We start from the raw sequence: 11,349 nt of genomic DNA, 5'->3' as shown, positions 1-11,349 counted from the left end.
CTCCCAAATTTGCCTGACAACAAATCGTTTGGCATTTTTGCCTTTGTCAGGGTTTATACCCCTCATAGCCCAACTTCCCCATGAACCAGCAATCACGAAGAAATTTTGTTAAAAATAGCGTTGCAGCCGGGTTAAGCGCGGGGTTGCCAATCGCCGAATTAGCCCCTAAAGAAATGTTTGTCCATCACGTACTCTTCTACTTGAAAAACACAGGCAGTGAGCCCGATAAAGCTAAATTACTGGAAGGCTTAAATAAACTAGCCAAATGTCCCACTATCAAAATGGTACACATCGGCACCCCCGCATCCACAACCCGCAGTGTAATTGAGCGGGCTTATACTTTTTCGTGGCTGTGCTTCTTTGATAGTCCAGAAGATGAAGAAAGCTATCAGAAACACCCCATACACGATGATTTTCGGAACAATTATTCCTCATTATGGGAAAAAGTGGTCATCTACGACGCTATCGGTCCAAAGCGATAAAAGTGTACCCCAACCTTCTGAAGTAGAAAAAGTATACTTCAGAAGGTTGGAGATACAAGGCAGATAATTAGTTGCTTTCGTTTATAGCGTTCGCTAATTGGCAGCACCAGACATCGGTCCGGCAGTTACAGCGACTGGTGACGCTATTTTTGGGGTGTTTCCGCGTGTAAAGGAAATAATAGCCCCTGTAAACACTAGCCCCGCCATAGTCAGGTAAGCATAGTGCATCCCCAGAAGTTGAGCGGCTGTTGATTCGGGCGTTACGTCATGAGCCAGCGCGTATCGGTTGCGGGTACTGTACCAAACGGCAGCAGCCAGCGCGATACCGACCACAAATCCCAGATTGCGCATGAAGGCAATCATGCTACTGGCAATACCGCGTTGCGCCAGCGGAGCCGCATTAAGGGCACTACTACTGTTAGGTGATTGAAATAACCCAAAACCCAAACTGACGAGAGAACTTCGCCAGATGACTTCTTTCCAATCCCAACTGGTATCCAGAAAAGAAAAAGCGAAATAACCACAAGCGGTAATCAACAAGCCGATACTGGATAGCCAACGGGTACTGATTCTGCTGGAAAGGTAGCCGCCCAATGGCGCAATAATGCTGAGTGTTAGGGGTCCTGCTAACAACACCAGCCCGGCCCGTTCGGGGTTCAGACCCAGTAATTGCTGCAAAAAGAAGGGAATCACAAACAGGTTACCTCCAGAGGCAACGAACCCACAAAAAGCCGCCAGAATAGCCGCTGTAAACGGCTTAATACGGAACAAACTAAGTCGTAGCATTGGCTCACTGACCCGCATTTCCCAGAACAGAAACAGCAGCAGAAGAACTCCTCCTACTGAGAGCAGTCCAATAACGAGTGTATTATCCCACCCATAGCGTGGTTCAGGACCAAAATCCAACCCGGTTAGCAACGTAGTGACACCCAGCAAAAATAACCCGGCTCCTAGCAGATCGAAGCGTTGACCGGTAACTTTCGGACTTTCGGGCAAGATGGTCCATGCCCGCCAAATGGCAATCAAGCCAATGGGTACGTTCACAAAAAAAATACTCGACCAACCAAATTTACCCAGCAACAAACCACCGATAACCGGGCCCGCACTGGCACCTGCCGCCACAACAGATCCCATAAGGCCAAGTGCCTGTCCCCGCTCCTGAGGAGTAAAGGCATCGCTGATAATGGCCGGGCCAATGGCATAAATCATGGCAGCGCCTAAGCCTTGAAGCACCCGAAAACTTACCAGCGACCAAAGATTCCAGGCCAGTCCGCAAAGTAGAGATCCCAATACAAACACGCAGAAACCCGTAATGTAAAGCTGTCGTCGGCCAACCCAGTCCGACAATTTACCCATGATAAGCAGCGTGCTGGTCGTCGTTAGAAGGTAACACAGCACAATCCATTCGACACTATCACCAGCATTGAGTTCGCGCCGGATGGTAGGTAAAGCAATGTTGACAATACTGCTGTCGAGCGTGGACATGAACGTACCGAACATGATCGTGCCCAGAATGATCCATTTATTGGGAGAGGATGAGGCAACAGCAGAAACTGGGGGTATTGACACAGGCAAAACAGGTTAATTCTGGAATGTAACTGGCAAAACGGGCAGGTTGTTCGGGGCAGATAACGCTATAATTGATCATATAATAGCCGTTTGCTCATCAATTACTCATTGATTTCCTATCTTACTACGCTTATTAGCCAAGCAACTCAATCATACAACCTGATGCACACATCCCGACGAACTTTTTTACAAAAAACAACCCAAAACGGGCTGGCACTTCTCTCAACGGGTAGCCTGACCGCCAATAGCCTTGATCAATTAACAACCGATACGGACCAAACTGCAAAGCTGTCAGCAACCACATCATCGGCTAAACCAGACTACGTGGTTCGGTCATTGCCCGAAAACATGGTGTATGGCTATTATGGAGCCGATGTGCCGCCAGTAGCCAAAGTGAAAGACGGCGACGTAGTCGAAATTCAGACGGTCAATCCATCGGGGGTTAGCCGAACTAACCCGGAAGAGTTTTACACCAAGAACAACTTACCTATTGATCAGCATGCCAAAGAAGTCATCGCGATCATGAAAACCGTGAAGTCCGAACCGTCCGGTATTCGCGGGCATATGCTGACCGGTCCGATTTACATCGATGGAGCGCAACCCGGTGACAGCCTTGAGATTCGTATCCTCGACCTGACCTTTCCTGCTGGCTTTGGGGTCAATAGCGTATGGCCGGGCGGGGGCGGCATTCCTGATGCCGTTACTACCCGCGAGACGTTCGTTTATCGGTACGATGCGAAACGAAAAATGGCGTCCCTCAAAGAAGGCGTTGACATTCCGCTAAAGCCATTTATGGGCGTTATGGCGTTGTCGCCACCCGCTGACATGGGCCGTCAGAGTTCAATTCCCCCGAACTTTTTCGGGGGCAATCTGGACATTAGGCACCTGGTAAAAGGGACAACGCTGCACCTACCCGTATCTGTGCCGGGTGGGTTATTCACAACCGGCGATGGCCACGGAGCGCAAGGCAATGGCGAAGTTAGTGGCGTCGCCATCGAAACGGCCATTACCCTTACCGTGAAGTTTATCGTTCACAAAGGCAAAGCACTGAAACAACCACGAGCCGAAACGCCAACCCATTTTATTGCCGTTGGTCTAGACAAAGACTTGAGCAAGGCAATGAAAAATGCGCTGACAGAAGCATGTGCCTTTATAAAAGATGAGTTAGGTTTTACATTCAACGAAGCGTTATCAATCGCCAGCACAGCCGTCGATTTTGAAGTTAGTCAGGTAGTGGATCAGACATTGGGTGTTCATGCTATGATTCCCAAATCGATTTTTACGAAGAAAAAATTCGATTATTGGTCGTGAGATTACTGACCTAGTTACTCCTGAGTCCCTTAGAAGGGGATTTAGGAGTGGTTTGAAAATCCCACTTACTTAGCCGTTACCTGCACGACGTACGTTTGGACTGTTTTTCCACTTCCAGCCTGATTCAATGGTTTCGTAGAGAAAACAACGTTTGCTGTACCTATGGTAATTCCTTTTATTTGAAAAACCGTGGGACCCGTATTGTTGCGTTTAAGTGTGTCAACGGCCTGAGCAAGTTGCTGCCTGGATACTTCTACAACTTCCTGATTATCAGATGAACCAATCAACTCTGACATCCCATTCCCCCGATTAGATAAAGAGACTTCTTTAATTTCTCCAACAGCAACCCGCAACTTTTTCTGAGTGCCAGACCCAGGTTGGCTGCTTTTATTACAAGCAATCAGGTTGGCGATAAAGAATGCAAATAAAATAAGTTTTGCTGTTTGGATCAGCCAAGCGTAATAGATTGACGCTGATGAAATTGTAGGTGTCGTTAATATAGCCATACCGGTATAACTACCTGACTACATGAACGGTTTTCAAATCAATTTATCCCCGGTCTGTGAAGACACAGACCGGGGGATAGAGTAGCCCTTTTGCCGCTCTTGTCTCTGGTAGATTGCAAACTCCCGTGACCTGTGAGGACACAGACCGGCATAGGGGACGATATTATTACTTCGCCTTCCTATGATAAAACACAAAGCCGTTTTCTTCGCCCGTTTTCCGAACGTCGGGTAGCGAATCGAGCAGAGTTGGCTCCTCGCTGGCTTTACGGATAAACAACACATCTTTATCGATTCGGCCACGTAGCAACCACGCGTCATTATAATAATTAGGGTTTGTGACAGGCGGTTTCTGCGTGTAGAAATAAGGCCCGTAACTGTGGTATCCATAAGATTTTACATATACATCCTTTCCCTGCGCCCGCTCAAAAAATCGCATGGCCGCATCCTGCGAAATCCCTTCAATCCGTCCGATAAAGAACCAGAGCGTCAGTGTAATAAAGATGGCCATTCCGACGAAAAGAGTTAATGAAGCACGGGCTATTTCGCGCTGATTGAACCAGACAATGGCCAGAATCAGAATGGCTAACAGCCATATGCCGGGCAGTACTTCCCAACCCGTCCAATTAATTTTCGCGTCTAAATTACGTTGCGTAAACGCATCCTGATCAGCATACGATTTCACTAAATCCATATGATGAGCCAGGATAGGCAGACCAATAAGGGCGACTACATAAATGCCTCCAACCAGTATCAGCCCCGCCCGCAGCCAATTATTAAACTGAATTTTCCGCTCCTCTAATTGTAATAAAGTCAGGGCGGCAAAGTAGGTCAGCGGGAAGTAACACAGCGAGGAATAATGGACAATTTTCGATTGCACAATGCTAAACAGAATCAGCACAACCCAAAATAGAATCAGCATCCACCGCCGAAATTCGCGCTGGTAGTTTCGCTCGATGAACAGCGGCCCAAAAGACCGAATAGCGAAGATTGACGCCGGGAAACAGCCAACTAATAAAAGGATAATATGGTAACCGGGAAAACCAGCATGACCAGCATCAGGTGTGCTGAATAGCCGGAAGTTGTACGCCAGAAACTCGCGCATTAATGCCGGGCCATGCAGGTAAATATCGAGACCATACCAGACTAGTGAAACGAATGAAGCGGCCACCGAAAACGCCAGGAATTGTAGGGGCGTGATGAACCACCGGAAGCGACTCAGCATCCAGTAAACGAATAACACCAAACAGACAATGAGATAGGCAACAGGCCCTTTGGTCATAATGCCTAGTCCCAGCACAAATCCGCCTACAAGAAGATAAGTCCACTCATTTTTCGGCACAAGTAACAAACTGCTGAGTCGTTCGCGTTTCCAGGACGCAAAAATCAAGTTGACTAAACCGACGAAAATAAATAGATTAAAAAAGGGGTCAATGATGCCGGAGCGGAAATATAAATGGGGCGTTACAGAGCCCAGATAGGCCAGTGACCAAAGGAATCCGAAGCGGTGGCCGTGTAATTTCTGACCAAGGTTGTAGAGATAGACCAGCGTGATAATACCACAAATGGCGTTCGGCAATCGAGCCGCAAACTCGTTGATGCCGAAGAGGTGCATCATGATTGACTGAAACCAAAAAAACAGGGGTGGCTTTTCGTAAAACGGTTTAAAATCAATATGTACATGCAGATAATCGCCCAGCACCATCATCTCACGAGCACATTCAGCGAAATTGATCTCGTCCCAATCGAAAAGTCGGACACTACCCAGAAAGGGAATAAAGAATAAGGCCCCCAAACTGACCAGAACGAGCGAATAAAAAAGTTTTTGATTCATCAAGAAACGTAGTAACACCAAAAAATTCCTCTTTACCAATAAGAAAAGAAGCGCAAAAATAGCCGAAAAAAGATTGCCGGGATTGACGATATTCGCGCCGACAACTAGCGTAGGTTCGTTGTTTTCGGTAGGTAGACGCACCAACCGGAACGACGACCCACCGACAAATGTAAACCGAGTACCGTAAAATAGAAATCCTTTATGCTCGCCAATCATCGATTCACCGATTTACCGGCTTATACCCAACTGCAAGCCCATTACGATAATTTGAAAGATCGGCATCTGCGCGATCTATTCGCCGAAGACCCGGAGCGTTTCAACAAATTCACGCGCCGGTTTGACGACATTCTGCTCGACTTCTCCAAAAACCGCATCACCAACGAAACATTTGATTTACTGGAGCAACTCGCCGAACAGGCTAGTTTGGCGAGTGCCATTAGTAAAATGTTCTCGGGTGATAAAATCAACAGGACCGAAGATCGGGCAGTTCTGCATATTGCTCTGCGTAACCGCTCCAATACGCCAATTCTGGTTGATGGTCAGGATGTAATGCCCGACGTAAACGAGGTATTGACGCACATGAAATCGTTTACGGAGCGCATCCGGTCGGGCGAATGGAAAGGCTACACCGGCGAAGCCATTACCGACGTGGTGAACATTGGCATTGGCGGTTCGGATCTTGGCCCGGTTATGGTGACAGAAGCCCTGAAAGCGTATGCTGACGACAAAAAACTGCGCGTACACTTCGTCTCGAACGTCGATGGGGTGCATATCTACGAAACATTGCAGACTGTTCGCCCCGAGACGACTCTGTTTCTGATTGCCTCCAAGACCTTTACCACGCAGGAAACCATGACCAATGCGCAAACCGCCCGGCAATGGTTTTTGGACACGGCCAAAGACGAAGCAGCTATTGCCAAACATTTTGCGGCCCTCTCGACAAATAAGAAAGATGTTGAGAAATTTGGCATCGACCCCGAAAATATGTTTGGTTTCTGGGATTGGGTTGGCGGTCGATATTCGCTCTGGTCGGCCATTGGTCTCTCGATTGCCTTGTACGTTGGCTTCGACAAATTCGAGGAATTGTTAGACGGTGCCCATGCTATGGACGAGCACTTCCGCGACACACCTTTTGACCAGAACCTGCCGGTAATTCTGGCATTAGTGGGCATTTGGTATAACAACTTTTTTGGGGCGCAAACGGAAGCTATTCTCCCTTATGACCAATACATGCACCGATTTGCGGCTTATTTTCAGCAAGGTGATATGGAAAGCAATGGTAAATCGGTTGACCGTGCTGGCCATCCAATCGATTACCAGACCGGACCTATTATCTGGGGCGAACCCGGCACCAATGGGCAGCATGCCTTTTATCAACTCATTCATCAGGGAACGAAGCTAATTCCCTGCGATTTTCTGGCTCCGGCCATCAGTCAACGGCCCATTGGCGAGCACCACAAAATTTTAATGGCCAATTATTTTGCCCAGACAGAAGCCTTGATGAATGGCAAAACGGAGATCGAAGCGGCTGGTGAATTACGCAAATCAGGCAAGAGCGAAGCTGAGACTCAGTTTCTGACGCCGTTCAAAATGTTTCCGGGTAACCGGCCAACGAATTCCATTCTATTTAGAAAATTAACCCCCCGAACACTCGGCAGCCTCATTGCCATGTATGAACACAAAATATTCGTTCAGGGTGTAATTTGGGACATTTTCAGCTTCGACCAGTGGGGCGTTGAACTGGGTAAACAATTAGCCAGCCGCATCTTACCCGAGTTACAGGACAACGCGCCGGTTACTACTCATGACAGTTCGACAAACGGGCTGATGAACGCTTTTAAAGCCATACGAAGCGAGTAGAATAACTCGTTAATTGATTGCACATTTCGGGTCATCCGGCAAATTAAATTTTTCTAAAAGTTGAAATAGTTCAAAACATTGCTCGCGGGTGGCCTGTTAATGGGGTGTAATTTCGATTACACCCTTTTTTTGTACAACATCAGTGATTTTAAACAAAACGTTATGAAACGTCAATTCTCACTTCTGGCTATTTGCCTTTATGGTGTCGGCATTGCAAATGCACAGACCACAGCAAACACTTACTCAACGACCGGTTCAACGGCGAATTCCTCGTACACGTCGCCCACGACAACCGACAGTACAAACTCGATGAACAGCACATCGCCATCGAGTACAATGTCGAACAACAGCTCGACCACGAACAATGGGTCGATGAATAACAGCGGTACGACGCCTAACAACACGTATTCGACTAACACAGCATCGTCGACGGATGGTACGACGACGACAACAACCACAACTGATCGCCCAGACCGCGTTAAGAATACGAAAAAAGATTACAAGAACTTTGTATTCGGTATTTATGCTGGTTTAAATACAACCAAGTTCAAGGGCGAAGCACTTGATGCTAATGGAAGCAGTAATAAACTGACGGGCCGTTTAGGTTATCAGGCTGGTTTCTTCGTTCGGGGTGGTGGTCGTCTTTTCGGGCAAATTGGGGCAGAATACTTTGCATCAAGCTCAAACTACTTTGTAGCAGGCTCAGGGCAAACGGCATCCAATATTAAGGACCAGATCGACATTAAGTATATCCAGGTTCCGGTGTACATTGGTTATAAGTTAGTTCAATCGGATCGAGGTATCTCGGCTGTTCGGGTGCAGTTGGGTCTTGAGTATGCTAATCAGATTGGATCAAGCAGTAACTCGTTTGGTAACTTGAATAATCTCCAACTCAAAAGCGGTACGTTCAACGGTCTGGGTCAGTTAGGCTTTGATGCGGGTCCAGTATTTCTTGATTTGACATACCATTATGGCTTTAGTGACGCTATTACCCAAAACACGGGTTTTGCAACGTCGCAACGCCGGATACTAAGTGCCAGCGTAGGATTTAAGTTCTAAATTTAGTGCTTATCCGTTCAAAGCCGCTTTCAGCCGAAAGCGGCTTTTTTGTACCTAGAATTAAAAAAAAGAGTGTAAATAATTGATTGCAATTGGAAATCAAAATAATCATAACCAACTAATCAACAGCCGTTTAGTATATCAACATATACACTTTTTCGCTAATCCATGCAAACATTCATAAGCGATGAACGGTTGTAGGAATGATTACTCAACTTGGTTTATTATGAAAACTTTGACAAAAACAATTTTGCTGGCGGCCGGTGTATGCAGTACAAGCATCGTATTCGGGCAGCAGAACTCAACTGATGATCGCTACGATCGCAATGACCGGTCATCCCGACGTGACGAGCGCAGAGATGACCGACGCGTAGACGACCGTTTGGACGAAAGGCGTGAATTTAATCGCCGGAATGAGGAAGAACCCCGTTACAATAATCAATATGAAGAACGGCGGGGAGACAATCGTCGGTCAGAACGACAATATGACGAGCGCGATTTGAGCCGGGCTTACGACGAAGGTTTCGAAGACGGTCAGCGCAACGTGGAAACGACAGAGCGTCAGGAACATCGCCAGAATTACAAACATTTTACTTTTGGCGTGTATGGTGGAGCAAACTCAACCCGATTCGAGGGGGAATCCGTAGACGGCCAGAACTTAACTGGTCGCTTGGGCTATCAATTAGGATTCTTCGTGCGGGGTGGTGGCCGGATATACGGGCAGGTTGGAGCCGAATATCTAACATCAAGTTCGCAATTCTTTAAGCCGGGCGATGGTCAGGTGAATGGAATTAAAGACATTACGTCCAACATCGACCAACGGTATCTACACATTCCGGCTTACATTGGGGTTAAGCTGGCACAGTCTGAGCGGGGGGTGTCTGGCGTACGACTGTCACTTGGAGCCGAATATGCAACGCCATTAAGCACCGACAAAAACGATTTCAACTTAGGAAATGCCGATTTTCAGGCAGCTACAATCAACGGTTTAGCTGGTCTTGGCTTCGACGCTGGTCCAATTATGTTGGATTTTGTGTATCACTATGGATTCGCCGACGTGTTGAGCAGTGGTAACAGCAAGCGCCGGATTCTAGGCATAAATCTGGGTTTCAAATTTTAAGTAACCACTTGGTTTATTCAACAGAAAGCCACTCCAAACGGAGTGGCTTTTTATCTTTACAGAATGAATACATTATTCCCCATCTTCGTTAAGGCCGAGAACCTGCATACGCTCATCGTGGGCGGAGGCTATGTCGGCTTGGAAAAACTTACGGCTCTGCTTGGTAATTCGCCGGAGGCTCGCGTTACGCTCGTCGCTTCCGAAATTCGGGACGAAATTCGAGAAATGGCAAAGCTGTACCCAAAACTACAACTTATTCAGGAGCCATATCATGTTACTAACCTGTCAGACAAAGACTTGGTTATTGTGGGCACTAATGATAAAGCGGTCAATCATCAGGTGCAAATCGACTGCAAAGGCAGGAGAATTCTCGTGAATGTAGCTGACACACCCGATTTATGCGATTTTTACCTGAGTTCGGTGGTTAAGAAAGGCGACCTAAAAATCGCTATCTCAACCAATGGCAAGTCGCCCACATTTGCCAAACGGTTTCGGGAAGTGCTGGAAGAAATCCTGCCCGATAGTTTACAGGATACACTCGACAACCTGACAGCTATCCGCAACAAACTCAAAGGTGATTTTGTGCAAAAAATGGAGAAACTAAACGAGATCACGAAGGTGTTGCGATAAATACATAGTGACCCAACATCTATGAATATCCTCGCCATATCGGGTAGCCTGCGGATCGGTTCGACCAACACATCGCTGTTACGGGCAGCCGCTGAACTTGTCCCTCCCACCGTGATCATCACTTTATACGAGGGTCTGGACGACATACCACCTTTCAGTCCCGAACGCGACCGAGACAACTCATCAGAGCCTGTTAACAAACTTCGCACCTTACTCCGGGAAGCCGACGCTGTACTTATTTGTACACCAGAATATATTCATGGAATGCCGGGTATGCTGAAAAATATGCTCGACTGGATCGCATCGTCAGGCGAGTTTGTCGACAAGCCGGTTGGCGTTATCAGCGCGGGCCCTTCGGATATGGGCGGTTCGCGGGCACACGCGTCGCTATCTTATACACTGGAGGTGTTAACAGCGCAACTCCCCGAAGGTGCATCGCTGATTGTACCTTTCGTCCGGCAAAAGTTAGATGCTGATGGCCACATTATTGACCCCGTTTTGACTCAACAATTACGAGATACAGTTGGTGCATTGGTTGAAGCTGTTCATAATCGTAGTCAGACCTTATAAGCCGTTGCTATAAAGTCAATTCAGCCGACGGGTCCCAAAGTAATGTTTTGAAGTCCACTACCTGATCGTTTTCAACCCGAACGCCCTCGTCTTCCAATAATTGCTGCATAATAGTCGGCCCGCCGAAGGAGTGCTTACCTGATAAAACGCCAACACGGTTAACAACGCGATGCGCGGGCACATCAGGGTGATTATGGCAACCATTCATTGCCCAGCCAACCATTCGGGCACCCGCCCGCAGACTTAAATAACTAGCAATAGTACCGTAAGTTGTGACGCGGCCTTTCGGTATCAGGCGTACCACCTCATAGACCTCTTCAAAATAATCGCGCTGTTCAGGTATGTTAATAGACATATTCTTTAGGAAGTGCCAAAATAGGCATAGGCACAAAGCGTACATCAAATTTCGAC

Annotated in this window: 11 protein-coding genes; 7 read left to right on the top strand and 4 right to left on the bottom strand. The window is 47.3% G+C overall.

Annotated features, from left to right (window positions below; all coding sequences use genetic code 11):
- The first annotated feature begins 80 nt into the window (after positions 1-80).
- Complete coding sequence (locus ACFS25_RS04660) at positions 81-482, top strand: Dabb family protein (RefSeq protein WP_381497243.1); 402 nt, start codon at positions 81-83, stop codon at positions 480-482.
- A gap of 93 nt (positions 483-575) precedes the next feature.
- Here the strand turns inward: ACFS25_RS04660 and ACFS25_RS04655 are convergent, their stop codons facing one another.
- Positions 576-2,051 carry an MFS transporter gene (locus ACFS25_RS04655; protein WP_381497242.1) on the bottom strand — a complete coding sequence of 492 codons (1,476 nt, stop codon included), beginning with the start codon at positions 2,049-2,051 and terminating at the stop codon, positions 576-578.
- A gap of 162 nt (positions 2,052-2,213) precedes the next feature.
- Between ACFS25_RS04655 and ACFS25_RS04650 the strand changes: the two genes are divergently transcribed.
- A complete protein-coding gene (locus ACFS25_RS04650) occupies positions 2,214-3,362 on the top strand; it encodes an acetamidase/formamidase family protein (RefSeq protein ID WP_381497241.1) in 1,149 nt (382 codons plus the stop codon).
- A gap of 65 nt (positions 3,363-3,427) precedes the next feature.
- Here the strand turns inward: ACFS25_RS04650 and ACFS25_RS04645 are convergent, their stop codons facing one another.
- Positions 3,428-3,868, bottom strand: a complete 441-nt coding sequence (locus ACFS25_RS04645; protein ID WP_381497240.1) for a hypothetical protein — start codon at positions 3,866-3,868, stop codon at positions 3,428-3,430.
- Positions 3,869-4,034: 166 nt separating this feature from the next.
- Positions 4,035-5,915 carry an ArnT family glycosyltransferase gene (locus ACFS25_RS04640; protein ID WP_381497239.1) on the bottom strand — a complete coding sequence of 627 codons (1,881 nt, stop codon included), beginning with the start codon at positions 5,913-5,915 and terminating at the stop codon, positions 4,035-4,037.
- Between ACFS25_RS04640 and pgi the strand changes: the two genes are divergently transcribed.
- From pgi to ACFS25_RS04615, 5 genes are all read left to right on the top strand, one after another.
- On the top strand, positions 5,901-7,559 hold the full coding sequence (gene pgi / locus ACFS25_RS04635; RefSeq protein WP_381497238.1) for a glucose-6-phosphate isomerase: 1,659 nt from the start codon (positions 5,901-5,903) through the stop codon (positions 7,557-7,559). The genes ACFS25_RS04640 and pgi overlap by 15 nt on opposite strands.
- Before the next feature lie 162 nt (positions 7,560-7,721).
- Positions 7,722-8,618, top strand: a complete 897-nt coding sequence (locus ACFS25_RS04630) for a PorT family protein (RefSeq protein WP_381497237.1) — start codon at positions 7,722-7,724, stop codon at positions 8,616-8,618.
- Between the two features lie 226 nt (positions 8,619-8,844).
- The gene (locus ACFS25_RS04625; protein ID WP_381497236.1) at positions 8,845-9,738 is read left to right on the top strand and encodes a hypothetical protein; all 894 of its coding nucleotides are present in this window, start codon (positions 8,845-8,847) and stop codon (positions 9,736-9,738) included.
- Positions 9,739-9,801: 63 nt separating this feature from the next.
- On the top strand, positions 9,802-10,368 hold the full coding sequence (locus ACFS25_RS04620; RefSeq protein ID WP_381497235.1) for a precorrin-2 dehydrogenase/sirohydrochlorin ferrochelatase family protein: 567 nt from the start codon (positions 9,802-9,804) through the stop codon (positions 10,366-10,368).
- A gap of 21 nt (positions 10,369-10,389) precedes the next feature.
- A complete protein-coding gene (locus ACFS25_RS04615; RefSeq protein ID WP_381497234.1) occupies positions 10,390-10,938 on the top strand; it encodes an NADPH-dependent FMN reductase in 549 nt (182 codons plus the stop codon).
- 7 nt (positions 10,939-10,945) lie between these two features.
- Here ACFS25_RS04615 and ACFS25_RS04610 read toward each other — a convergent pair whose 3' ends face one another.
- Positions 10,946-11,293: an MGMT family protein gene (locus ACFS25_RS04610; protein WP_381497233.1), complete on the bottom strand. Its 348-nt coding sequence runs from the start codon at positions 11,291-11,293 to the stop codon at positions 10,946-10,948.
- Positions 11,294-11,349 lie beyond the last annotated feature (56 nt).

Origin of the sequence: Spirosoma flavum, from assembly GCF_042686045.1 — a bacterium.
Taxonomy (GTDB): domain Bacteria; phylum Bacteroidota; class Bacteroidia; order Cytophagales; family Spirosomataceae; genus Spirosoma; species Spirosoma flavum.
The sequence above is the reverse complement of the archived record's forward strand: the minus strand, read 5'-3'. Positions and strand labels throughout refer to the sequence as shown.